Consider the following 23,097-nt stretch of genomic DNA (forward strand, 5'->3'; position numbering starts at 1 on the left):
CTCTGCCCCGGTGGGCCGCTGACCCCGGGAGAGCCGTGGATCTGCACACCGTCGCGGACGAGCTGTACGGGCTGCGGCCCGACGCCTTCACCGCAGCCCGGAACAGGCGCGTCGCCGAGGCCCGCACGGCCGGGGACGGTGCGTTGGCCGACGCCGTCCGCGGACTGCGCCGGCCGACCCTGGCGGCATGGGTGAGCAATCTGCTCGTACGGGCGCGGCCCGAGGAGGTCCGGTCGCTGGTCGAGCTGGGCCAGGCCCTGCGCGAGGCCCATCGCACGCTCGATGGTGAGCAGCTGCGGGAGCTCGGTCACCGCCGGAACGCCGTGGTCACCGCCCTCGCGCGGCAGGCACGTCGACTGGCCGCGGAGGCCGGGCAGCCGGTCGGCGAGGACGTCCAGCGCGAGGTCGAAGGCACACTCCAAGCGGTCCTCGCCGATCCCGGCGCGGCCGAGAAGTGGTCGGAGGGCCATCTGGCGAAGTCCCTCAGTGCCCCAGTCGGCTTCGTCGCACCCGCCGCGGACAGTCCCCCGCCACCGCGGCGTCCGTCCACGAGCGGACGGAAGGGTGCCTCCCCCGGTGACCCGGAGCGCCGACGGGAACAGGAGCGGGCCCGGCAGGACGCCTCGCGGGCCGAACGGGAGGCGCGCCTCCGAGAGCGGGAGCACGAGCGGGCCGAGGCCGAGCGTGAGCACGCGGGGGCGGCACTGCGGGAGATCGAGCGGCGGACGACGGGGCTGGCCGGGGAGCTGGCGGACGCGGAGCGGCGGGCCGCCGCGCTGGCCGAGCACCTTGCGGAGGCCGAGGAACGGCGGCGTGCGGCAGAGGCCGATGCCCGGACCGCCCGGGAGCGGGCCGACGAGGCCGGGCACACCGCACGGACCGCCCGCTCCCGGGCCCGGGAGGCCGGCGAACTCCGGGAGCGGCTGACCGGTGAGGGGCCGTGAGCCCTGGCACCCGGCGCCGGCCGGACCGCGGCCGAAGGCCCTTACTGCCGCATCGGTGGCAGGTCCCACCACCCGGCCCGGATGCGGCCTGATCATCGGCCGGTGCCTAACGGTCCTGTCGTCGGCGCCCGCGAGCGGCCAGGGCGTGCTGGGCACGGACGAGGGTGCGGCGGACGGGCCGGGTGGCGTGCAGGGCGGCGCGGGCGGCGTTGGCACCGGGAGCGCCGTGCACACCGCCTCCCGGGTGGGCCGCCGCCGACGCCAGATAGAGCCCCTCCACCGGGGTCTCGGGGCGGCCGGTGCCGGGGACGGGCCGGAAGACGAGTTGCTGGTGGAGCGCGGTCGTACCGGTGTTGATGGCACCGTCACGGAGGTTGGCGTCCAACCGCTCCATCGTGGGCGGGGCGAGGATGCGGCGCGCCCGGACGCGGTCGCGGAACCCGGGGGCGAATCGCTCGATCCCGGCCTCCATCCGGTCGGCCATCGCCTCCTGCTCACGCGTGGTCCACGCGCCCGTGAGGGCGTCGTCGCCGGCGTCGGCCCGGACGCGGTGCGGGACGTGGGTGTAGGCCCAGACGGACTCGGTGCCCGACGGGGAGCGCGACCTGTCCGCGGTGGTCATCTGCCCGACGAGGAGGAACGGGCGGTCGGGGACATGTCCGGTGGCGATCTGGGCGGCGAACCGGGTGAGCTCGTCGATCCCGTCGGCCACGTGCACCGTGCCCGCCGTGGCGGCCTCGCCGGCCGACCAGGGGATCGGCCCCGAGAGGGCCCAGTCGACCTTGAACGTGGCCCAGTCCCACTGGAAGCGGCGCAGGTCGTCCAGGAGGCGCGAGGGCAGGTGTTCGGGGGCGACGAGTTCGCCGTAGAGGGCGGGCGCGGCCACGTCGGCGAGCACCGCCCGGTGGACGGCGACGGTCTCGCCACCGGCCGTACGGACCGCCGCGGCACGCCCGGAGCGGACGGTGATCTCGACGACCCGCTCGCCGCAGCGCACGATCCCGCCGCGCCGCTCCAGGCGTCGTACGAGAGCGGCCGTGAGCGCCCCGGCGCCGCCGGCCGGTACGGGGAATCCGTACGTCTGGCCGAGCATGGCCATGAGCCAGCCGAAGCCCCCACTGCCGGCCGATTCGGGGGCGAGGTCCGCGTGCAGGGCGTTGCCCGCGAGGAGCAGCCTGCCTCCCTCTCCCCGGAACTCCTCCTCCCCCATGCGCCGGACCGGCAGGAGCAAGGTGCGGGCCAGACGCAGTCCCTCGGCGGTCCGCAGCCGCGCCAGCAGCCGGGCCGAGGAGCGCACCGGCGGGAAGGGGGTGAACAACGCCTTGATCACGTCCGGGCCGATCCGGTCCCAGGTGTCGCAGAGGTTCTCCCAGGCGAGGCCGTCACCGGGCGCGAAGCGTTCCAGGCCGGCCGCTGTCGCCGCCCGGTCGCGGTCCAGCACGGCACACCGGCCGTCGGACAGGGGGTGTGCAAGCACCAGCGGCGCGTGGCTCCAGCGCAGGCCCTCCTCGTGGAGGTCGAGGCCCGCCAGGACGGGCGACGCGGCCGCCAGCGGGTAGAAGGAGCTGAACATGTCGCTCACGTAGTCCGGATGGACCTCGCGGTCGCTGCGGACGGCCCCGCCGGGCTCGTCCTGCGCCTCCAGGACCTCGACGCTCCAGCCGGCGTCGGCGAGGAGGTTGGCCGCGACGAGCCCGTTGGGGCCGGCGCCGATCACCACGGCGTCCGGCGTCGTGTCGGGCGTCAGCGAACGGTTGCGGGCACCGGCCGTCCCGCGGGGCCGCCGGGCTCCGGCCGTCATGGTGCGCTCTCCTCGACCACGGCGGCGAGGCGCGCCAGCATGGCGCGGTGGCGCAGTTGCAGGAGCGCTTCGAAGGCCGCGTTGTGCAGCGCCCCGCCGGGGCCGCGCAGGGGGTGCTCGTCCACGATGACGAGCGTCTCCTCGCCCCAGGGGCGGACGTCGATGGCGATCCTCGCCGTGCCGAGGGAGCTCTTGGCCTCCAGTTCCAGTATCCGGGGCGGCTCGTGAACGCGTACGACAGTTTCGCCCGTGGCCGTGTAGGGGCCCAGGTTCACGGTGTACTCGATGGCGGAGCCCACCTGGGGCCAGTGGGTGTCCTTGCTCCGGGAGGAGGAGGTACCCACCACCCAGTCGCTGTAGCGCGATCCGTCCCCCAGAACGGCCCATACCGCTTCGGGGCGCCTCTTGATCAGATGGTGCCGCACGGCCATGTCTTCCTCCGGAACGCCGACGGAGCGGGAACGACGGGCGGGTACCCGGATCGTCCCGGCACGAACGTGACCATGGCCGGGAAGGTCCGGGTGGCGTCCGTGCGGGCATCGGCCGGGAGGTCGTTCCCGCTGTTCCGGGTGTCCCGGACCGGGCCGCCCCGGCACCGTTGCCCCGGGCCCCTGCGGCCGGACGGCACCGACGGTGCCGACGGGGCCGAGGGGCCGAGGGGCCGAGGAGCCGTCCGGCACCGACGGGGCCGGACGAAGCGGTGGTGCCGCGTCCGCCCTGTCAGGCTCTCGTCGTGGGCATGGCAGGGCCGGCGGGCAGACCGGTCCCGCCCAGGATCGCGTCCACCGTCCCGGCCACGGTCCGCTGCGCGTTGTCGATCCACACCCCGTCCCCGGCGAGCTCGGTGCGCATCGCCTCGTCCAGCGGTGCCCAGTCGGTGGTCAGCGTCTTGGCCCGGGCGAGGTTGCGCTGCCACGCCACCCGCGGTCCGGGAGCGAGGAACACGACGTGCAGCGGCTTGCTGCCCAGCGTTTCGCGGTAGAAGGCCAGATGGGAACGGCGCACGACGACGTCGTCGATCACCGGGAGGAAGCCCGCGCTCACAAAGCTGTCGGCCAGCAGGCAGGCGTTGCGCGCCCGCAGGAAGATCTGCCGGTCGGCTTCGGCGTCGTGTGCGAGCGTCGGCAGACGCCCACCGCTGACGATGAGGTCCTGGAGGCCGTCCACCTCGATGTGCGCCGCGGCCGGCAGCCGGGCGGCAAGCGCGGCCGCCACCGTCGACTTGCCACTGCCGGGAATGCCGCTCAGCAGCACCACTCCGGCCGCGGGCTCGCGGTCCACCGTCATCCGTTCCATGCCGCCCGGCCCCTCCTCCGCCGCGTCCCCGTGTCGTGCACGCTCCGCCCCGCCGACTCGGCGGGCTCCCCCGCCCGGACAAACCTCATCCGAGCAGTCGGTCCAGCTCGGCCAGTTCGGACGCGTCGAAGGGCGATGCGTCCAGGACGCCGAGATTCTGGTCGAGCTGGGCCACGCTGCTCGCGCCGACCAGTACGGAGGTGACCCGGGGGTCCCGCAACACCCAGGCCAACGCCAGCTGTGCGAGGGTCTGTCCCCGCTCCCGCGCGAACTTGTCCAGCGCGTGCAGCAAGGAGAGCTTCTCCTCGGTGAGGGCATCGCGCTTGAGGAAGTGGCCGACGGCCATCCGCGAGTCGGCCGGGACACCGTCGAGGTACCGGTCCGTCAGCTGCCCCTGGGCCAGCGGGGAGAAGGCGATGACACCGGCGCCCGCCTCGGCCGAGGCGGCGATCAGACCACTGCGCTCGATGCCCCGGTCCAGCATGCTGTACGGGTGCTGGTTGATCAGCAGCGGGGTGCCGAGCTCCTTGAGCACGGCGGCCGCCCGCGCCATCTGGCCCGGGCTGTAGTTGGAGAGTCCCGCGTACAGGGCCTTGCCCTGGCGCACGGCCGTGTCGAGGGCGCCGGCCGTCTCCTCGATGGGCGTGTCCGGGTCCGGGCGGTGCGAGTAGAAGACGTCGACGTGGTCGAGGCCCATGCGGCCCAGCGACTGGTCCAGGCTCGCCAGCAGGTACTTGCGCGAGCCCCACTCGCCGTAGGGGCCGGGCCACATGTCGTAACCCGCCTTGGTGGCGATGAACAGCTCGTCCCGGTACGGGCGGAAGTCCTGGGCGAACAGGGTGCCGAAGTTGGCCTCGGCGCTGCCGTACGGCGGCCCGTAGTTGTTGGCGAGGTCGAAGTGGGTGATCCCGCGGTCGAAGGCGCGGCGGAGAACGGCACGCTGGGTCTCCAGCGGCGCGGTGTCACCGAAGTTGTGCCACAGTCCGAGGGAGACCTTGGGCAGGAGGACGCCGCTGCGGCCGCAACGCTGGTACTGCATGCCGGTGTAGCGGTCGTCGTCGGCGAGGTACGGGGCCGGCTTCAAGGGTGTCTCCTGCCTCTGGGGCGACGGCGCCGGGGCAGCGCCGCCGGTCCATGGTGGGACCGGCCGCCGTCCGGGTCAAACCATGACGGGCAGGTCTGCGGAAACCCGCGCGGCCTTGAGCAGCCGCAAGGCCCGAGCGGTGCGGTCTCCGCCTTCGTGGATCCGGTCCGCCCAGGTGTCAGCGCCGCGCCGACGCCGTGTGCAGGCTGTTCCAGAACGTCAGCTCGCTGCCGTGCAGCAGTCGTCCGTAGCGGAGTGCGGCTGCCGTGACCCGCCCCTCGTCCAGGCCCTCCTGCACGGCCGCGGCGGCCTGGTCCCGCAGCGCGGGCGCCGGCAGGGCGTAGAAGTCGAAGAACCCGCACGCCTCGTCGCTGAAGCCGTACCGGCCACGCAGCGCCTCGGCGATGCGGGCACAGTAGGCGCCCCAGGCACCGAAGTTCGCGTAGAGGGCGACCACCGCCTCGGCCGGCTCGCTGTTGAGGGCGAGCCACGCCACATACGCGGGGTACGCCTGACAGCCGGCCAGCGGCTCGTACGCCTGGACCGCCACCTCGTCAAGTCCGCACCCGGTCAGCAGCGCGCCCAGGCGTTCCATGGCGAGCGTCTCACCCTCCGCGAGGGTCGTGAAGAACTCGCCGCACCGGGGCCGGCCCGCCGAGCGGGCGACGAGGTGCAGGAACGCACGACGGTCGGCGGGCAGGATGCGGCTCTCCTCAAGGGCGAGGGTGCCGATGGCGGACCGGTGCGCGGTGCCCTCGGCGATGGAGGGAACGAACCGGTTGGGGTCCTGGCCGGACGTGAGGGCCTCGGCCGTGGACTCCAGAAGTTCTCGCGCCTGTTCGTGCGACATCGCCGGGCTCCTTCGCTCCGCGGGCTCCTCGGGGTGGCCGGGCACGCCTCGCGCGCAGTCAGCGTCGCACGGCGGGAGCCCCCGGGGCCCGACGCACGGCCGAGGGGTCACACATCGGTGTGGTCAGGGACGGCATGTGCCGGAAGGACGGCATGCGGGCATGCGACGGGGGCGGCGGATGCGGAGGGCGACGACGAAGCCCCGACTGGACGGGGGATTCCAGCCGGGGCGGTTTCGTCGTGGCCGCGAAGGGCGGTCGCCTCTCGGCGAAAGGCTCCACGGGGCTTCAGCCGAACGATCTTCCCCATGGGCACTGGGTGAGGCTCGGGGACACTGTCCCCTTCGCAACCACACCGCTAAGAACGGAGGGAAGGCCTCCGGTGTTCCCGCGGACCCGCGCCTCGCGGTGTGAGCCGCCTCACCGCTCCCCGTCACCCACGATCCTCGTCCCCGCCTTTCGGCCGCACCGCCCCGGCCCCGGCGGCCGGCGCCCCTCAGGGCCGGTAGACCTCGCCCGGCTCCGCCTTGGCCGGAGCGAGCAGCTGCGACACGGTCACGAACGTGAAGCCCCGCTTCTTGAGCTCGGCGATGATGCCGGGAACGGCCGGCACGGTCCCGTCGTAGATGTCGTGGAGCAGGATGATGCCGTCCTTCCTGGCCCCGTCGAGCGTCCTCTGGCGGATGAGCGCGGAATCCGTGGTGGCGTAGTCCTTGGCGGTGACGCTCCACAGCACTTGCGCCAGTCCGAGGTCTCGGCTGACCTCGGAGACGGTGTCATCGGTACGGCCCTGGGGCGGGCGCATGAGCGTGGGCCTGCGGCCGGTGAGCTTCTCGATCGCGTCCTGGGTGCGGGAGAGCTCCTCGCGCACCTCGTCGCGTTCGATGTCGGTCAGTATCCGGTGCGTCCAGGTGTGGTTGGCCACCTCGTGCCCCTCCGAGGAGATCCGCCGCACGACGTCGGGATAGCGCTCCACGTGGTTCCTGCCCAACAGGAAGAACGTGGCCGGGACCTTCTCCTTCTTCAGGGTGTCCAGGAGTTGTGGGGTGTCCTTGCCGGGCCCGGCGTCGAAGGTCAGGGCGATGCAGGTGGACTTGCGGCAGTCGGTCGCCCCGGCCTCGCCCTCGGCCTGGTCCCTGACACTGCCGGGCGACACCGTGGTGACCGAACAGCCGCCCAGTGCCAGGGCGAGCGACGCCGCCGCCAGCAGGGAGGAGGCCGCCTTCCGGCGCTTCGCGGACTTCTTGCCGAGCAGCATGGCGCATCTCTCTTTCGTGGTGACGGACCCTCCGCACCGACCACGCCGGACAGGGGCATGATCGACGGACGACCGAGACTCTACACACGGTGTATACATTGGATGTATACGGGGGTCGGGGCGACCGTCGACACCGGCCACGCACCCCCCGGCCACCACGCCGCCCGCACCTCAAGGAGGTGATTCCGTCGCTTCGACAGGGCGCGAAGGGGGCAGCCGACGACCATGGGGCGGCGCCACGAACACCGCTCCGGGCACGACGAGGTTTCCTGTCGCCACAGAGGGGAAACCGCCACTTTATGGTGCAAATCGGATACACGATGATGACCGAGCAGGCGGGGCCGCGCGCCCTTGTGGACCATGTCGTCCAGGCGGAGGAGGCGGGATTCGACTTCTCCGTCACCTCGGACCACTACTTCCCCTGGCTTCGCTCCCAGGGCCACTCCCCCTACGCCTGGGCAGTCCTCGGAGCCGCCGCCCAGGCGACCTCGCGCATCCCGCTGATGACGTATGTCACCTGTCCGACGTTCCGGTACCACCCGGCCGTCATCGCCCAGAAGGCGGCGACCCTGCAGCTGCTCTCGGAGGGCCGGTTCCGGCTGGGGCTGGGGTCCGGCGAGAACCTCAACGAGCACATCGTGGGCGGTGGCTGGCCCGCTGTTGACGTCCGGCACGAGATGTTCGAGGAGGCCGTGGAGATCATCCGCGCTCTCTTCGACGGCGGCCACGTCAATCACCGCGGAACCCACTTCGATGTGGAGTCGGCCCGGCTGTGGGACCTTCCCGACGAGCCCCCGCCCATCGGCATCGCCGTTTCCGGCGAACGGTCCTGCGCATTGGCGGGCCGCCTCGGCGACCTCGTCATCGCGACGGAACCCAAGGCCGACCTGCTCACCGCCTTCGACAAGCACGGCGGCCGCGGCAAGCCGAGGGTGGGGCAGCTGCCCGTGTGCTACGACCCCGACAAGGACGCCGCTGTGCGCCGGGCCCACGACCAGTTCCGCTGGTTCGGCAATGGCTGGAAGGTGAACGCGGAGCTGCCGCATCCCGACGCGTTCGACGCCGCCACCCAGTTCGTGAAGCCGGAGGACGTCGCCGAGGCCATCCCGTGCGGCGACAACCTCGATGACTTCGTAGCGGCGGTCAAACCGTACGCGGACGCCGGGTTCACCGAGATCGCCCTCGTCCAGATCGGCGGCGACTCCCAGCCCGAGTATCTGGACTGGTCTGCCAAGAAGCTGCTTCCCGCCCTGCGGGACGCACTCGGCTAGCGCGCCCATGAGCACGCCGGACAGGACCGCGCTCATCGTGATCGACATGATCAACACGTATGAGCACGAGGACGCGGACGCCCTTCTGCCATCCGTCCGTGAAGCGCTGCCCGTGCTGGTGGATCTGCTGGCCCGGGCGCGCGAGCGGGAGGTACCCGTGATCTACGTGAACGACAACTTCGGCGAGTGGCGTTCCCATCACGGCGAGATCGTGGAAACGGCGCTGGCCGGGCCGCACGCCGAGTTGGTCGAGCCGGTCGCACCCGACGACACCTCGTTGTTCGTGGTGAAGGCCCGGCACTCCGCCTTCTACGAGACGCCGCTCGCCTATCTGCTCGGGCAGCTCGGTGTGGGGCATGTCGTGCTGTGCGGCCAGGTCACCGAGCAGTGTGTGCTGTACTCGGCGCTGGACGCGCACATCCGGCACCTCGACGTGACGGTACCGACCGACGCGGTGGCCCATATCCACGAGGATCTGGCGGAGGCCGCCCTGGAGATGATGCGGCGCAACATGCGCGCCAGGACGGTGCCGGCGAAGGAGATCGACTTCGAACGCCTCCGGCCGCCGGGACGGACATAGGCGGGCCCGGACGCATTGGTCGGCGCCGCGCCCCGCCCGCCGGAGCGGACGGGGCGGACGGGGCGGACGGGGCGGACGCGAACAGGGTGGCGCGGCCGGGTGATCGGTTCGGTTCAGGTGCGGATGACGGCGCGGGGGCGGGGAGCCTGCCTCCTCGCCCCCGCCCCGGCGTGCGCGGGCCCCGCGCGGTGGCCACGAGGGGCACCGGCGCGGGGCCGGGGGCGGAGGGTTTCAGCGTGAGGCCAGGAGCAGGCGGCACTCCTTCTCCTGGTCGCCGGAGACGGACTCGGACGACTTCACGTCGAAGAGCTCGGCGAGCGCGTGCTCGACCTCGTCCACGGCGTGGTAGCCGCCGGTGAGCAGCGCGGTGACCTCGGTGGCCAGACGCGGCGGTTGGGGATGTTCACCCGCCCGGGTGGACGTGTCGAAGGTCGCCATCCAGACCGTCGGCTCCTTGCCGCTGCCGGACTCCGGCCCCGGCGCCCCGGCGTCACAGCCCGCGAAGACACGTTCGAGCGTGCCGAAGACCGCCCTGGCGTCCTGCCGGCCGCACTCGCTGAGCTGCACACTGACGTCGCAGTCGGCTGGATGGCTGGTTGTCTTGTTGGTCTCCACTTCGCTCCACTCCTTGGTCCTCGGGGTACCCGTACAGGCACGAATACCTCACCTTCCGCTCCCCAATCAGTTCCTCTCCGGCGCGTTTGCGGAGGTGGGTGCCTGGTACGAGGCTGAGGGACAGCAGGGGGGCAGCTGGAAAGAACGCAAGGAGGAACAATGCCCGCAGGTTCGAGCCCCAAGCGAGAGCGGCAGTACGAGCACATCAAGGACAGCGCCAAGAAGCGCGGTGAGAGCGAGCAGCGATCGGAGGAGATCGCGGCGCGCACGGTGAACAAGGAACGCGCCCGCGCAGGCGAGTCCAAGACGGCCAGCAAGAGTTCGACCGAGGACATGTCCTCCTCCAAGAGGGGTGGGCAGCGGTCGCACAGCGGCGCCAAGGGCCCCACCTACGACCAGCTGTACGCGGAGGCCCAGCGCAAGAACATCCATGGCCGCTCGTCCATGAACAAGTCCGAGCTCCAGCGCGAACTCGGGAAGTGACTCGCGCACCGGGACCGCCGGCACGCCCGCGGCCCGGAGCGCGGAACCCCGGGCGGCGCCCGCGTGGGGAGAGGCCAGCGGCCGCCGGGTGCGTTCACGACCCGAGCAGGTGCGTTCACGACCCGCGGGGGCCGGAGCCGCCCAGGGGGCTGCGGTCGAGGTGTGCCAACAGGTCGGCGGGGTCGTCGTAGATCGCGGCGGCCCCCGCCGCCTCCAGATCCGCCCGGGGAATGCCGCCGCAGAGCAGACCCACACAGGTGACGCCGGCCCGGGAGCCGGCCTTCATGTCCCACAGCGAGTCCCCGACGAACACGGACCCCTCCGCCGGCGCCCCGGCCAGTTCCAGGGCGTTCAGGACCGGATCGGGGGCCGGTTTGCGCGCTTCGACGTCGTCGGCGCTCGCGGTGGCGCTGATGACCTCGTCCGCGTCGATGGCCCGGCGCAGCGCGGAGAGCTCCGCCTCGTCGGCGGAGGTGGCCAGGACGACGGTCCAGCCGTTCGCCGCCAGGGTCCTCAGAAGCCGCCCGGCGTGCTCGAACGCGTGCAGCCGCTCGAAGTACGTTCCGTAGAGCGTCTTGTGGGCGGCGCTGATCGTTTCATCCTGCTCGCGGTCGCGCTCGCTGCCCAGCAGACGCTCGATGAGGTCCTCGGCGCCGAGGCCGATGGCGCGGTGGATGGCGTGCGTCTGCACGCGGTGCCCCGCCTGGCGGAACGCCTCCCACCACGCCGTCACATGCAGGTGGTTGGTGTCGGCAAGTGTGCCGTCCACATCGAACACCGCCGCACGGGCCATGTCGTTCTCCGTTCTCTGCCGTTGTTCGATCGCTCGGTGGATCGGTCGGTGGATCGCTCACCGGGTCATTCGGTGGGCGCTCGGCGGGGCGCTCCTGGGAGGGTGTCCCGTGGGGCGACGCTTCAGCCCTCGATCCCCGTGGAGGTGTGGGCCGCCCCGACCGGCTTCGACTCTGGTGACCCGCGTTGCCGCAGATACACCGAGAAGATCGCCATGGAGCCGACGGCGAGGAGTTCGGACTGCCAGTTCTGCAGCGTCCGGCTCCAGAAGTCGGCCGACAGGACGTACCGCGACCAGGGCAGCGGCGACTTGAATTCACCGAGGCGCTCCTCCCCGTAAGCGGCGGCGCCGGCGACGGACTGGGCGTACCAGGAGCCGAGGAAGGCCAGGAACATGACGGCGCCCAGCGATCGGGAGTAGAGCGCCCGGCGCAGTCCGTCCGAGGCGGCCCAGCGCGGCGAGTCCGCCCGGGCGTGCTCGCCCACCCTCTGCTGCCGGTCGGATTCCGGGCCCGCTTTGTGGATCTCCTTGGATTCCGGCGAACCCCGTTGGACCAGCCACACCGTGGCGAAGAGGAACAGGAAGAACTGCAGGTACTCGGACTGCCAGTTCTCCGTGACGTCGACGGCGAAGTGGGATGTGGTCAGGTAGTGGCCGAAGCCGATGGGACGGGCTCCGGCCGAGCGCAGCTCCTCGTTGTACACGGCCTGCCCGGCGAAGGCCTGTCCGAGCAGGCTGAGGAGGAAGCCCGCTCCGAAGACGACGGAGATGCCGTTGTCCTTGAGGAAACGGCCGGGTCGTGTCATCGGTGCATCAGTCCCACCGCGCCGAAGTAGACGAGACCGCAGAAGACGGTGAGCAGGTAGAGCGTGAACATGGTGCGCATGGCCTGCTCAGTCCCCTTTCACCTGGCAGCGGTAGGGCCGGCCGGGCCGGGGGGTGCAACCCGCGGCGCTGATCTTCCAGCCGTCCGGGAACGACGTCAGGAAGTAGGTGTCCTGGTCGAGCACCACGCGTGCCCGGTGCCCGTACACCTGAGTGGAGCGCACCTCGCCCCCGTCCGGCGGAGCGGCGTCCTCCAGGCCATCGGCGCAGGTCGGGCCCGGGTCCTGGGCGAGTTCCTCGCGCGTCTGGGGAGCGAGCAGTTCACACGCGCCGGCGGGGTCGTGCGCCTGGACGCGGGCCGAGAACGCGACGGCCGTCGACGAGACGGCCCTGATCCGGTCCTCCGGCACCGAACAGCCGGTGAGCAGGAGCAGGGCGGGGGCGACCGGCAAAACCGTGGAGATGACGCGCAAGCGGGACGGCTCCTTTCGTTCCTGCTGTTCCTCCGCGGCTCGGCGGCGGCATACGGACGAGCATGCGCCGCGGACGGGAACCGGTCACGTTCCGGGCGCGCGACACCCGGCCGGTTCCATCGCGTGCCGTACCCCTGCACCTCCCTGGTTGAGCCGTTCGAGCCGGGTTACAAGTGGAGTGCGTAACGGACGGTGGGAGGATGGCATGTCTGAGTCTGAGCAGGAGAAGCAGAGAGCGGCTGAAGGTGACGCTCGTGGGGACCGGGGTCGGGATCGGGACCGGGGACGCCGGGAGTCGGAGGAGGAGCGCGCGGACCGGCGCTGGACCGAGCTGATCCAGGAGATCCGGGTCGCCCAGACAGGGGTGCAGATCCTTTTCGGCTTTCTCCTCACGGTCGTCTTCACGCCGGGGTACCAGGCGCTGTCGAGTACCGACAAGGCCATCTACATCACCACGGTGGCCCTCGGCGCGTCGGCCACCGGAGCGCTGATCGGGCCGGTGTCGTTCCACCGGGTCGTTTCCGGGCGGCGGCTCAAGCCCCATGCCGTGGTGTGGGCGTCCCGGCTGACGATGGTCGGACTCGTGCTGCTGCTGGCGACGCTGGTCTCGGCGCTGTTCCTGGTGCTGCGCGTGGCCACGCACGACGCGTTCGTCCCCTGGCTGGTCGCGCTGGTGGTGACCTGGTACCTGATGTGCTGGTTCGTGCTGCCGCTGTGGGCGCGGTACCGCTACACCACGGTGGACTGAGCTCCCCCTGCCAGTACCCGGTCGACGGTGTCCGTCTCCGCTGCCGGTTTGTCGGGCCGGTGGCGCACCACACGGGCGAAGCGCAGGGTGACTCCGGCGGGGTAGCGGGAGGAACGCTGGAGGCCGTCGTAGGCGATCTCGACGACGAGTTCGGGCCGGACGCGTACGGTGAATCCGTCGTCGTCGAGCGCCAGTTCACGCAGCCGCTCGGTCTGCCACCGCAGCATGACGTCGGTGAGCCCCTTGAACGTCTTGCCGAGCATGACGAAGGTGCCGTCGGTGGCGCGGGCCCCGAGGTGGAGGTTGGAGAGCAGACCGGTGCGGCGGCCATGACCCCATTCGGCGGCGAGGACGACGAGGTCGAGCGTGTGGACCGGTTTGACCTTGAGCCAGGAGCGGCCGCGGCGGCCGGCGCTGTAGGGGGCGTCGAGGGCCTTGACCATGACGCCCTCGTGGCCGCGGCCGAGGGTGTCCGCGAAGAACGCCTCCGCCGCGGCCGTCTGGGCGGGGTCGCCGGGGTCCTCGACCACGGTGCGGCGCACCCGCATGGGCTCGGGGACCAGTTGGGCCAGGGCCGCGTGCCGCTCCTGGCCGGGCATGTCGAGGAGGACGGCTCCCCCGGCGGCCAGAACGTCGAAGAAGACCGGCGAGACGGGCAGTGCGGTCGCCGCGGCCACCACGTCGGTACGGGAGCCGACCCGGGAGGCGATGTCCTGGAACGCCACCGGACGGCCCGCGTCGTCCAGTGCGATGACCTCCCCGTCCAGGATGAAGCGGTCGCCCGCCAGCGCCCGGGCCACGTCGCAGACCTCCGGGAGGCGGTCGGTGATGTCGTCGAGCGAGCGGGTGTAGAGACGGACCTCGTCGCCGGACCGGTGCACCTGGACACGGATGCCGTCCAGCTTCTCCTCGACCACGCAGGCGCCGAGGGCCGCGATCGCCTCCGGCACGCTCTTGGCGGTGTGGGCGAGCATGGGCTGGACCGGGCTGCCTACGCGCAGGCGGAACCGCTCCAGCGCGGCCGGTCCCTCGGCGAGCAGCGCCCGCGCGACACGGGGCAGGGACCCTTCGAGCATCACGGCACGCCGCACGTCGGCCGCGGGGGCGGCGGCTGCCTGGGCGACCCCTTCGAGGGCGACCGCGTCCAGGGCCCCCTGTCGGACCTCTCCGGTGAGCAGTCTCACCAGGAACTGCTGCTCGGACGCGGTGGCGGCGGCCATCAGTTCCCGCACCAGCCGCTGCCTCTCGGACTGGGAGCCCGCTCCGGCCACCTGAGAGAGCGCCGTCAGCGCGGCATCGGTGTCGAAGAGGGTCAGAGCGGCCTCGGTGGCGGGCGGAACAGGCTCCTTGAGAGTGCTCCAGCCGACACCGATGCGCCCTTGGGGAAGCCTCCCCGCGAGGTAGGCGATGACGAGCGGGGCCTCCTCGGGCGAGGCTGCCGAGAAGAGCGCGGCGAGCGTCGCGATCTTGCTCGAACGCGCCGATGTGGCGGCGACCTGTTGGGACACTTCCGCGAGACGGGCCAGCAGCATGCGCCCATGGTGCCTGTCCCGCACTCCGATCGCACGTGCGCGACCGCCTCCGCACCGGCACGGCGTCCCGACGACTCGGGCGGGGAGCTTCCGCGTGGGCCACGGCGCACGGCGGTGCCGCTCACACCGACGGCCCCGCCCCGGGGCGGGCATGATCCCGCCGCCCCGGTCGCGGCCCGGGACGGGGCTGTACCCGCCACGCCGGCCGCAGTCTGGCGAGCAGCCCGGCGCGGCGAGCGCCACGCCCCACGGTCGCCCTCGGCGTCGGCATCGGCATCGGTGGGCGGGCTCCGCCGTCGGGGCCGGGCGCCTGGCGCACGGCGCGGGCTTCGTCCATGGCCAGTGCCAGACTCAGTCGGTGCCAGAGGATCTCGTCCGGATCGTTCGCGCGCAGAAGCCGGTCGGAGATCTCGCGTAGGGCGACGGACGCCGTCCGCGCATGGGGCGGTTCGGGCCGCAGCCGGTCGAGATAGGCGCGTTCATAGGGGTCGTCGACCACTTCGGCCAACTGGACGGGGTCGAGGAGCGAGGCGATGGCGGCCGCTCCCGCCCAGGGGTCGTCCGCCTGGCGCAACAGCAATCCCAGCCGGCGGGTCCGCCAATTGCGCGGACGGACGTCCTCACCCGCGTCCAGCGCGTCGCGCAAGGAGCGCGGAAGCCTGCCCTTGAGCAGGTGCGGATGCCGGGCGGCGAAGTCACGGACGTCCGCGGCCGGATAGAGCCAGACGATCGCCCGGTACCGGTTGAGGTAGAACCTCACCGGGCTGAAGTGGCCGGTTCTGGCGAGCCTGGTGAACCGGTCGGCGGTGATGGAAGCGAGGGCGGCGCCCTCCGCCGTACCCACCATGCGGACCCGTTCGCGCAGGCCGTCCGGGAAGTCCGGTGCCCCCCTCAGCCGGTCGATCTCCTCCTGCGCCACGCGGCACGGCTGCCCGTGCGCCCCGGGCACGGTCCGCACATGCCCCATGTGGACGGCGAGGTCGAACTCCTCGCGTTTGAGGGCCAGTTCCTGTGCGGCGCGACCATGGGCCACCGTGCGTACGACGTTCCCGACCGTCATGTCGACTCTCCCCCGTGAGATGCCCTTGCGACTACTCTGCGTGACGCAGCGTAGCGCGGGGAAGAGAAGCGCGCCCGGCCTGTGGAAAACTCGCCGGACGGGCACCCCTGTGCCGTCCGGACGGCCGACGACTTGCCGTTCAGCGGTCGGTGAGCCCGGCGCCCCCGGGCTGGCGGGCGGCGACCCCGAGGTGTTCGCCGACCCGGTTGACCAGCAGCGTCATCTCGTACGCGACCTGACCGACGTCGGCCTCCGCCGAACTCAGCACACACAGGCAGCTGCCCTCCCCGGCAGCCGTGACGAAGAGCAGGGCATCGTCGAACTCGACCATCGTCTGTCGGGCCCGGCCCGCGCCGAAGTGCCGGCCCGATCCCCTGGCGAGGCTGTGCAGCCCCGAGGAGACCGCGGCGAGATGCTCCGCGTCCTCACGCGCGAGGCCGGTGCTCGCCCCCGTCACCAGGCCGTCGTTGGACAACACCAATGCGTGTCGTATGTATTCGACCCTCTTGGTCAGGTCGTCGAGCAGCCAGTCGAGTCCTTTGTCGAGCGCCATGTGCCCGTCCTCCCCGTTTCCGCTAACCCCGTTGCCCCGTAGCCCCGTTGTGAAGGTAAGCCTTTCGTACTGAAGTGGGCAGGGCAAGCACCCCTTGGTCCCACGTCCTGCGCCCGGCCGACGGGCAAGAGCGGTCACCGGGGTGGCCAAGGGCGGGATCGCGCCACCGCCCCCGGGCGTCACCCCCCCCGGATCGGGTCGCTGATGGGCCGGCCGGTCCCGCGCGGAACAGGCGGTGCGCCGGAAGGGGAGCGGCTCGGAGCGCTCCCTGGCGGAGGGTGCCGGAGCCGCCGCTACGAGACCGAGTCGAGCATCCGGGCGGTGTGTACCCGGCCCGCGTGCTCGACCAGCCGGACCAGGACCTCCGTGCCGGAATCGCGGTCCCTGGCGTCGCACAGCACGACCGGCGTACCGCGATCCAGGTCAAGGGCGCGCGATACGTCGCGCACACCGTACGTGCGGGCGCCCGCGAAGCAGTTGACGGCCACGACGAAGGGGATCCCCCGGTGCTCGAAGTAGTCGACCGCCGGGAAGCAGTCCTCCAGGCGCCGGGTGTCGGCGAGCACGACGGCTCCGAGAGCCCCTTGGGACAGTTCGTCCCACAGGAACCAGAAGCGGTCCTGCCCCGGAGTACCGAAGAGGTGGAGGGAAAGCCCGGAACGGATGGTGACGCGCCCGAAGTCCATGGCGACGGTCGTCGCGCTCTTCCGCTCGACCCCTTCCGTGTCGTCGACCGACTCCCCGGCCCGGCTGAGCCGTTCCTCGGTGCACAGGGGCCGGATCTCGCTGACGGCGCCCACCAGCGTCGTCTTGCCGACACCGAAGCCGCCGGCGACCAGAAGCTTCAGGGCCAGGTCGGCGGATTCCCCGCCGACGCTCTCGCCCGTGCCGTCAGAGCTCTCGGAGACCATCGATCACTTCTCTCAGGAGTGGACGCCGACCTGCGGGACCCGGGGCCGGCTGTGCCCGGGTGTTCTCGGGCCGACGAAAGGTCAGCGTGTGGACGACCGTTCTGCGCGCGGTCAGCAGTATGGCCAACGAGGCCCGCACCCCGTGGCATACGACCACTCTTTGAGCGTTCTGACCGTTATCGACCCAGATGATGTCCGGATGGAACCACAATCCGATTCTCGTACTGAACCGATGAACACACCGGACCGCATGGACCGTGTGACCGGCCGACGTGTACGGACCGTTCAGCGCGTGTGCCGTCGGGAGCGTGCGGACCGTTAGGCGCGTGTGCCGTCGGGTGCGTGTGGACCGTTCAGCGCTGGACCCGGACGGCCGGCATGCCCGTGCGGTGCGTGCTGGGTACGGCCGCGCCCATCACGAAGGACGCGACGGCGACAGCGGCGGGCGGGCTGATGTGGAGGGCCGCCCACAGGCCGGCGGGGGCCGCGACGACGGCGATGACCACGGAGAGCGCGACGAGCAGCGGGTCGTGGCGCACGGAGCCGACACAGCCCGAGGGCGGCGCGGCACAGGCCATCGCGTACGACAGCACGGGCGCAAGCCGGCCGAACGCGGCGTGGTCCAGGTGTCCCACGGCCCAGGGACATGAGACCCGTCGAGGGCGCACGGAAGGGGCGCATCTCGCAAGCTGATGAAAGATGACAGAGGGCTGTTGCTGCACGATCGTGACGGGCTCGAACGTGCGCCCCGAACGGTCGGCGCACCCATGGGGGATCATGTCCGCATGGCCGAACACCACACAGATGTCCAGGCGTTCTTCGGTGCCCGAGCAGCCGGCTGGGACACACGGTTTCCCGACGACGGTCCGGTGTTCGCCGCGGCCGTCGCGACACTCGGGCTGCGTCCCGGTGACACCGTGCTCGACGCGGGCTGCGGCACCGGCCGGGCACTGCCCGCCCTGCGGGACGCGGTGGGGCCGGGCGGCACGGTCGTCGGCGTGGATGTGACCGCCGAGATGCTGACGGCCGCGGCGCGGGCGGGGCGCGGCCGGGATGGAGCACTGCTCCTCGCCGATGTGACGCGTCTGCCCCTGCGGGACGGCGTGTTCGACGTGGTGTTCGCGGCCGGGCTGATCTCGCATCTGCCGCACCCCGAGAACGACCTGCGCGAGCTGGCCCGGGTGACCGGGTCCGGCGGGCGGCTGGCGCTGTTCCACCCCATCGGGCGCGCCGCCCTCGCCGCGCGGCACGGACGGCTGATCACCGACGACGACCTGCGCGCCGAGCAGAACCTGCGGCCCCTGCTGGCCGGTGCGGGCTGGCGGCTGGTGTCGTACGTGGACGAGGACAGCCGCTACCTGGCCCTCGCCGTACGGGACGACGCCACCGGGCGAGGGGGCTGACGTCCCGACCGCGACGACCGGCTCCCGCGCCGTGCCACTCCGGGACGCCAACGACAGCGACACCGACCGGCGCGACCGGCGACAGCGACACCGACCGGCGACCGGCGACCGGCGGTGGGGCCGTGATGACGGCGACGGCGATGGGCACAGGGGTGTTCGCCCTCTTCTGCCGCCGTCGGCAGGACTCTAGGTTGGAGGTACCGACTCGGAAGATCGCCGCCGAGTGCCACGCAGGGGGAAGGTGGGCCAGGTGTTGAGCAGACTCCGTACGTTCTTCAAGTTTCCCGGACGGTCCGGGCGGCCGTCCTCGCCCGGCCGCGGAGGCGCGCCCGGGCCACGGGGACACAACATCTTCGAGGCCGCGGCGACATACGTCTGCGCGTGCGCGGAGGAGGATCAGGAGCGGATCGACGAAGCGTCCGGCTGGGTATCGCCCGAAGCGCTGTCCTTCGGCGTCAACGAACTGGCCTGCCGGGCGGTCATCGCGCTCGCCCGCGAGCGGAACGAGTCACCTCGTGCCGTGGCCCGCAGCCTCCTCGGCCTGCCCGTCGCCTGACGTCCTCCTCGACCGGCTCCCGGAGGGTGAGCGCCCGGGCGGGAGCGAGGCCGGCCCGGGCCGCGTGTTCCAGCCGTTCCCTGACCTCACGCGGCGTGCGGGGCCGGTGGCCCGGGCCGCCGCCACACCCCTGGTGGAAGCGCAGCCCCGCGTGCAGGACCGCGGTCAGGGCACGCCAGCCCGCCGTGTCCCGGCGGGGCGGCACGGCGAGGGCGGAGCCGGCGTCCAGCAGAGGCCCCCGGCACCGGGGGCAGAGGTGCTCGGGCCCGCGCCCGTGATCCGGCACCTTCTTGCAGGAGGCGCGGCAGGGCAGGCAGATGAAGTGGGAGCGTGCCGGAGGCATGACCGGGAGCGTAACCCCCGCGGCCTGCCCCGGCCCGGGATTTTCCGACGCCCCGGACTCTCGACGTCCGGGTTACCGGCTGGTTAGGGTGCGCCGACGGAGGATCGGACGGGAAGACGAGGAGGATGCCATGGCCGGGACGGAGAGCGCCGGAACGACCGACGGCACGGCGGCCGACTCGACGAGCGGCGCGGCGGGCGGCCGGGTGAGAAGCCAGGTGGGCGGCGCGGGGACCGATGCGACGACCGGACCGGGAAGCGGCGCGGCGGGCGGCCCGGCGGAGGACGACGCGCTGTACGTACTGACCGCCGTGCTGTTGACGCCCGCACAGTTCCCCAGTGTGCTCGGCGACGACTATCCGCAGGCGTGCGCGGCGCTGGGGCTGGAGCCGTACGCCGAGGGGTACGGGCTGGTGCTCGGCCAGGACGGCGACGGCGCGCGGTGGTCGGTCGTCGTCGATGACGTGTCGCTCGTCGCCGTCGCGATCGCCGCGTGGGACTGCGGGATGGAGTACGACCTGTCCCCCGACGAACGCAGCATGGTCTGCGCCCTGCCCGGGTGGCCGCTGGCCGTCGCGGTCGCCGCGCCGGGTCTTCCCGCACCGCACGACCCGGCGCCGGAGCCCGGTGAGCGCGCTCCCCTGTCGCCTCCCGACACCGGCGCGTGGGGCCCCGCCCAGCGGCGTCTGGGCGCGGACGAGATCGCGCTGCGCTGGACGGACTGGCGCGAACAGCTCGGCGACGGGGACTTCGCCGACCCCGCGGACCCGTCGGGCACGGGGACCGCGCCGCCGTCACCGCAGGCCCCCCGCACGGACGGGGCCACGACGGAACCGCGGGAACGGACCGCTGTACAGCGTGTACTCGACGAGGTCCGCGGGTACATCGAGCAGCCGCCCCCGCCCGGGCGGGTCCGGTCCGGTTTCGCCCCGGGCGGGGCGCGGACCCTGCGGGCGGACGGTCCCGGATGGTCGCTGGTGGCCAGGACCGACGACATCGCGTTCGTCCTGCTGGACGACGAACCGCACGAGGTGCTGCCGGTGGGGCGCGGCGCGCACCTGCCCGGCCTGCTGTCGGCGCTCGACGCCATGGCGGTACGGCCGTCCTGACCTCGGGCCGGCCCTGCTGACCTGAGGCCCGTCGTCCGGACATGAGGCCGGCCCTGCTGACCTGAGGCCCGTCGTCCGGACCGGGGCACGCGCGCCCGGTGGCACCCGAACCCGAGGTGCCCGGCCTCAGCCGGTGGGTTCGTCGGGAACGGGGTCCTCCTGCGGGGGCGCTGTCTCGTCGGGCACAGCCTCCTCCCCGGCGGTGGCACCGTCCCCGGACTCGCCCTCTTCACTTGCCTCGCTCGCCTCGGCCAGGTCGCCGTCCCAGGGATCGGGACCGGATCCCGCCTGTTCGTCGGGCATGTCCCTCGGAACGGCGGAGCCGTTCTCCCCGGGACCTTCGAGCCGCTTGTCTTCCATGATCTCTCCCTCCGGCGCTCGCCCGGGTACCCCCACCCGGGCCGGGCCATGCGGGAGGGCCGCGTCAGACGCGTTCGAGCGGGCGGTGCGGCCCCTGCGGGAGCTCCGCCTCGATCGGGTCGCCCGGCCGCACGACTCCTCCGTTCCGCACGATGCCCATGATGCCCGCCTTGCGGACGACCCCGCCCGCTTCGTCACGGCCGACGACCTGCTTCAGCAGTCCGTCCTGGAAGCGGTCGATCTGGAGACAGGGATTGCGCAGACCGGTGACCTCGACGACCGCCTCGGCGCCGAGGCGCAGCAGGGTACCGGTGGGCAGCGCGAGCAGGTCGATACCGCTGGTCGTGATGTTCTCGCCCAGGTCACCGGGCGAGACGGTGAAGCCCGCTGCCGCCACCTCGTCGAAGAGTTCACCGTGGATGAGGTGAACCTGCCGCAGGTTGGGCCGGGTGGGGTCCTGAGCCATCCGGGAGCGGTGCTTGACCGTCACTCCCGCGTGCACGTCCCCCTCCACGCCGAGCCCGGCCAGCAGTGTGATGCTCGCCCGGTTCGGCTTGGTGAAGGAGTACTGCCCGTTGCTGCTGACCGTCGTGATCGTCCCGCCCATCGCGCGGAACCCCCCTCTTCTCCTCGCCGGTGATCGTCGGCGAGCCTACAGCGGACCGGAGAGCACCCGGCGGGCGACGCCCCCCGGGAGCAACCGGGACGACGACCGCCGGAGAAGGCCGGGGCGGCCTCCTGGAAGCAACCGGGGAAGGTCTGTTGCGCAACCGGGGAAGGCCGGCGCCGGAAGGGTCCGGGCCCCTCGCGGCAGGGTCCCGGCGGAGGGTCAGCGGCCGATCTCCTTGCGGCTCACGCGGCGCAGCCTGCGCCGCTGCGAGGGGTCCAGCGCGGCATAGGCCACGGCGGGAACGCCCAGCACCACCAGCAGGGACAGCCAGAAACCGATCAGCGGGATCAGAAGGAGACCGACGGCCACTCCCCCGATGACGATCTTCGTCCTTGTCGACATCTTCGACGCCTCCTTCACGGACCCACGGCCGCTCTGTCCTCTGAGAACGCGCGAGCGGGCGCAGCGGTTCCGCCGCCGGTCAGGATGCACGGAGCGGCTCGCCCACGTCGTGGAGGTGGCCGAGCGCCTGGCGGTAGGAGTCGATCAGGCCGGTCTCCGTGTAGGGGACGCCCAGGGACCGGCAGTGGGCACGCACGGCCGGCTGGGCCAGCCTCAGGTGCGGACGGGGCATGCTCGGGAAGAGGTGGTGCTCGATCTGGTAGTTCAGGCCTCCCAGGAACCAGTCCGTCACCACGCCACCCCTGATGTTCCGGGAGGTGAGCACCTGCCGGCGCAGATGGCCCCATCGCTCGCCGTCCGGGCCGGGCATCTCCATGCCCTTGTGGTTGGGGGCGAAGGCCAGGCCCAGGTGGAGCCCGAGGAGCATCTGGTGGATCAGCGCGAACACGGCCGCCCGGCCGACGGGCATGGCCGTCAGCAGCAGGGCGAGGTATCCGGCGACGTGGGCGAGCAGCAGGCCGCCTTCGACCACGCGCTGCCGGGCCGTCCGGCGCGGCCCGTCCTTGGCGAACAGCGCCTGGAATCCGTACACCTTCAGAGCCAGTCCCTCAAGGGTGGTGAGGGGGAAGAACAGCCAGGCCTGGTGGCGGGTCAGCCATCCGCGCAGACCTGTCCGCCCGGTCGCCTGATGCCGGGCGAAGACGAGGATGTCGGCGGCGACATCGGGGTCCTTCTCCAGGTGGTTGGGGTTGGCGTGATGCCGGTTGTGCTTGTCGTTCCACCATTCCTGGCTCATGCCGAGCAGCAGGTTGGCGTGCACGAGCTGGATGAGCCGGTTCACGCGCCTGTCGGCGCTGATCTGGGAGTGCCCCGCGTCATGCCCGACGAACGCGGTGCGCGCCGACAGCACGGCCAGGGGCACCGCGAGCAGCAGCGACCACCAGGAGTGCCCGAACGACGTCAGCAGTACGGCGACCGCCGCCAGCGCGAGCAGGTTCGCGGTGATGCCGAGGGCGTACCAGCCGGTCCGCCGTCGCAGCAGGCCCTCTTCCTTGACCGTCCGCAGCAGCGGGGTGAACTCGCTGCCGCGGTCCCCCGTCGCGGCGCCGGAAGCGGGTATCTGGAGGGCGGCGGTGGCCTGGGGCATGGGCGGTCTCCGGTCTGTTTCGGTGGGTCGTGTGCGCGACTGCGCCGACCCGTCGAACCTACGGAGGGGTGATCGCTCCGGGCCATGGCGTCA

General features: G+C 72.3%; 26 protein-coding genes and 1 pseudogene. 8 read left to right on the plus strand and 19 right to left on the minus strand.

Features of this window, described 5'->3' with window-relative positions; all coding sequences use genetic code 11:
- The first annotated feature begins 35 nt into the window (after positions 1 to 35).
- Positions 36 to 944, plus strand: a complete 909-nt coding sequence (locus PUR26_RS34205; protein ID WP_329878759.1) for a hypothetical protein — start codon at positions 36 to 38, stop codon at positions 942 to 944.
- Between the two features lie 106 nt (positions 945 to 1,050).
- Here PUR26_RS34205 and PUR26_RS34210 read toward each other — a convergent pair whose 3' ends face one another.
- The 6 genes from PUR26_RS34210 to PUR26_RS34235 all read right to left on the minus strand — a co-directional run bounded on the left by PUR26_RS34210 (position 1,051) and on the right by PUR26_RS34235 (position 7,231).
- Positions 1,051 to 2,745 (minus strand): phytoene desaturase family protein, encoded by a 1,695-nt coding sequence (locus PUR26_RS34210; RefSeq protein WP_329878761.1) that lies wholly within the window; start codon positions 2,743 to 2,745, stop codon positions 1,051 to 1,053.
- Positions 2,742 to 3,176, minus strand: a complete 435-nt coding sequence (locus PUR26_RS34215) for an SRPBCC family protein (RefSeq protein ID WP_329878763.1) — start codon at positions 3,174 to 3,176, stop codon at positions 2,742 to 2,744. Before PUR26_RS34215 ends, PUR26_RS34210 begins: the two co-directional genes overlap by 4 nt.
- 289 nt (positions 3,177 to 3,465) lie before the next feature.
- A complete protein-coding gene (locus PUR26_RS34220) occupies positions 3,466 to 4,041 on the minus strand; it encodes an AAA family ATPase (protein WP_329878765.1) in 576 nt (191 codons plus the stop codon).
- Positions 4,042 to 4,126: 85 nt separating this feature from the next.
- Positions 4,127 to 5,080, minus strand: a complete 954-nt coding sequence (locus PUR26_RS34225) for an aldo/keto reductase (RefSeq protein WP_329878855.1) — start codon at positions 5,078 to 5,080, stop codon at positions 4,127 to 4,129.
- Between the two features lie 223 nt (positions 5,081 to 5,303).
- Positions 5,304 to 5,975, minus strand: a complete 672-nt coding sequence (locus PUR26_RS34230; RefSeq protein WP_329878767.1) for a transcriptional regulator — start codon at positions 5,973 to 5,975, stop codon at positions 5,304 to 5,306.
- 494 nt (positions 5,976 to 6,469) lie between these two features.
- Positions 6,470 to 7,231 (minus strand): polysaccharide deacetylase family protein, encoded by a 762-nt coding sequence (locus tag PUR26_RS34235; protein WP_329878769.1) that lies wholly within the window; start codon positions 7,229 to 7,231, stop codon positions 6,470 to 6,472.
- Between the two features lie 299 nt (positions 7,232 to 7,530).
- On the opposite strand from PUR26_RS34235, the gene PUR26_RS34240 reads away from it, so the two are divergent.
- Both PUR26_RS34240 and PUR26_RS34245 read left to right on the plus strand, forming a co-directional pair.
- Complete coding sequence (locus tag PUR26_RS34240) at positions 7,531 to 8,502, plus strand: LLM class F420-dependent oxidoreductase (protein WP_329878771.1); 972 nt, start codon at positions 7,531 to 7,533, stop codon at positions 8,500 to 8,502.
- Between the two features lie 7 nt (positions 8,503 to 8,509).
- The gene (locus PUR26_RS34245; protein WP_329878773.1) at positions 8,510 to 9,082 is read left to right on the plus strand and encodes a cysteine hydrolase family protein; all 573 of its coding nucleotides are present in this window, start codon (positions 8,510 to 8,512) and stop codon (positions 9,080 to 9,082) included.
- 231 nt (positions 9,083 to 9,313) lie between these two features.
- Here PUR26_RS34245 and PUR26_RS34250 read toward each other — a convergent pair whose 3' ends face one another.
- Positions 9,314 to 9,697: a hypothetical protein gene (locus PUR26_RS34250; RefSeq protein WP_329878775.1), complete on the minus strand. Its 384-nt coding sequence runs from the start codon at positions 9,695 to 9,697 to the stop codon at positions 9,314 to 9,316.
- A 159-nt stretch (positions 9,698 to 9,856) separates the two neighbouring features.
- Between PUR26_RS34250 and PUR26_RS34255 the strand changes: the two genes are divergently transcribed.
- Positions 9,857 to 10,180: a plasmid stabilization protein gene (locus PUR26_RS34255; protein WP_329878777.1), complete on the plus strand. Its 324-nt coding sequence runs from the start codon at positions 9,857 to 9,859 to the stop codon at positions 10,178 to 10,180.
- A 115-nt stretch (positions 10,181 to 10,295) separates the two neighbouring features.
- Here the strand turns inward: PUR26_RS34255 and PUR26_RS34260 are convergent, their stop codons facing one another.
- The 3 genes from PUR26_RS34260 to PUR26_RS34270 form a co-directional block, all read right to left on the minus strand.
- Positions 10,296 to 10,973 carry an HAD family hydrolase gene (locus PUR26_RS34260; protein WP_329878779.1) on the minus strand — a complete coding sequence of 226 codons (678 nt, stop codon included), beginning with the start codon at positions 10,971 to 10,973 and terminating at the stop codon, positions 10,296 to 10,298.
- Between the two features lie 122 nt (positions 10,974 to 11,095).
- Positions 11,096 to 11,779: a DUF6766 family protein gene (locus PUR26_RS34265; protein WP_329878781.1), complete on the minus strand. Its 684-nt coding sequence runs from the start codon at positions 11,777 to 11,779 to the stop codon at positions 11,096 to 11,098.
- An 87-nt stretch (positions 11,780 to 11,866) separates the two neighbouring features.
- Complete coding sequence (locus PUR26_RS34270) at positions 11,867 to 12,271, minus strand: hypothetical protein (RefSeq protein ID WP_329878783.1); 405 nt, start codon at positions 12,269 to 12,271, stop codon at positions 11,867 to 11,869.
- A 205-nt stretch (positions 12,272 to 12,476) separates the two neighbouring features.
- Here PUR26_RS34270 and PUR26_RS34275 point away from each other — a divergent pair, with 205 nt between their 5' ends.
- Positions 12,477 to 13,019, plus strand: a complete 543-nt coding sequence (locus PUR26_RS34275; RefSeq protein ID WP_329878785.1) for a DUF6328 family protein — start codon at positions 12,477 to 12,479, stop codon at positions 13,017 to 13,019.
- Here the strand turns inward: PUR26_RS34275 and PUR26_RS34280 are convergent.
- The 5 genes and pseudogenes from PUR26_RS34280 to PUR26_RS34300 form a co-directional block, all read right to left on the minus strand.
- Positions 13,001 to 14,551, minus strand: coding sequence for an ATP-dependent DNA ligase (locus tag PUR26_RS34280; RefSeq protein ID WP_329878787.1), 1,551 nt, complete (start codon positions 14,549 to 14,551; stop codon positions 13,001 to 13,003). The two genes, PUR26_RS34275 and PUR26_RS34280, sit on opposite strands and share 19 nt — an antisense overlap.
- Positions 14,552 to 14,672: 121 nt before the next feature.
- The gene (locus PUR26_RS34285; protein ID WP_329878789.1) at positions 14,673 to 15,611 is read right to left on the minus strand and encodes a DUF6397 family protein; all 939 of its coding nucleotides are present in this window, start codon (positions 15,609 to 15,611) and stop codon (positions 14,673 to 14,675) included.
- Between the two features lie 139 nt (positions 15,612 to 15,750).
- Positions 15,751 to 16,164, minus strand: coding sequence for a roadblock/LC7 domain-containing protein (locus tag PUR26_RS34290; protein ID WP_329878791.1), 414 nt, complete (start codon positions 16,162 to 16,164; stop codon positions 15,751 to 15,753).
- Positions 16,165 to 16,457: 293 nt separating this feature from the next.
- The gene (locus tag PUR26_RS34295) at positions 16,458 to 17,075 is read right to left on the minus strand and encodes a GTP-binding protein (RefSeq protein ID WP_329878793.1); all 618 of its coding nucleotides are present in this window, start codon (positions 17,073 to 17,075) and stop codon (positions 16,458 to 16,460) included.
- 362 nt (positions 17,076 to 17,437) lie between these two features.
- A pseudogene (locus PUR26_RS34300) lies at positions 17,438 to 17,653 on the minus strand (MHYT domain-containing protein); the annotation flags it as partial.
- 207 nt (positions 17,654 to 17,860) lie between these two features.
- On the opposite strand from PUR26_RS34300, the gene PUR26_RS34305 reads away from it, so the two are divergent.
- From PUR26_RS34305 to PUR26_RS34315, 3 genes are all read left to right on the plus strand, one after another.
- Positions 17,861 to 18,478: a class I SAM-dependent methyltransferase gene (locus PUR26_RS34305; RefSeq protein ID WP_329878795.1), complete on the plus strand. Its 618-nt coding sequence runs from the start codon at positions 17,861 to 17,863 to the stop codon at positions 18,476 to 18,478.
- Positions 18,479 to 18,719: 241 nt separating this feature from the next.
- On the plus strand, positions 18,720 to 19,034 hold the full coding sequence (locus PUR26_RS34310; RefSeq protein WP_329878797.1) for a hypothetical protein: 315 nt from the start codon (positions 18,720 to 18,722) through the stop codon (positions 19,032 to 19,034).
- Positions 19,035 to 19,594: 560 nt separating this feature from the next.
- Positions 19,595 to 20,485, plus strand: a complete 891-nt coding sequence (locus PUR26_RS34315) for a hypothetical protein (protein ID WP_443077262.1) — start codon at positions 19,595 to 19,597, stop codon at positions 20,483 to 20,485.
- 126 nt (positions 20,486 to 20,611) lie between these two features.
- Here the strand turns inward: PUR26_RS34315 and PUR26_RS34320 are convergent, their stop codons facing one another.
- From PUR26_RS34320 to PUR26_RS34335, 4 genes are all read right to left on the minus strand, one after another.
- A complete protein-coding gene (locus PUR26_RS34320) occupies positions 20,612 to 20,845 on the minus strand; it encodes a hypothetical protein (protein ID WP_329878804.1) in 234 nt (77 codons plus the stop codon).
- 64 nt (positions 20,846 to 20,909) lie between these two features.
- Positions 20,910 to 21,452 (minus strand): MOSC domain-containing protein, encoded by a 543-nt coding sequence (locus PUR26_RS34325; protein WP_329878805.1) that lies wholly within the window; start codon positions 21,450 to 21,452, stop codon positions 20,910 to 20,912.
- 222 nt (positions 21,453 to 21,674) lie between these two features.
- Complete coding sequence (locus PUR26_RS34330) at positions 21,675 to 21,857, minus strand: hypothetical protein (protein WP_329878807.1); 183 nt, start codon at positions 21,855 to 21,857, stop codon at positions 21,675 to 21,677.
- 79 nt (positions 21,858 to 21,936) lie between these two features.
- A complete protein-coding gene (locus PUR26_RS34335; RefSeq protein ID WP_329878809.1) occupies positions 21,937 to 23,004 on the minus strand; it encodes a fatty acid desaturase family protein in 1,068 nt (355 codons plus the stop codon).
- Between the last annotated feature and the right edge of the window lie 93 nt (positions 23,005 to 23,097).

It is taken from the genome of Streptomyces sp. SP18CS02 (genome assembly GCF_036322365.1).
Classification (GTDB): Bacteria; Actinomycetota; Actinomycetes; order Streptomycetales; family Streptomycetaceae; genus Streptomyces.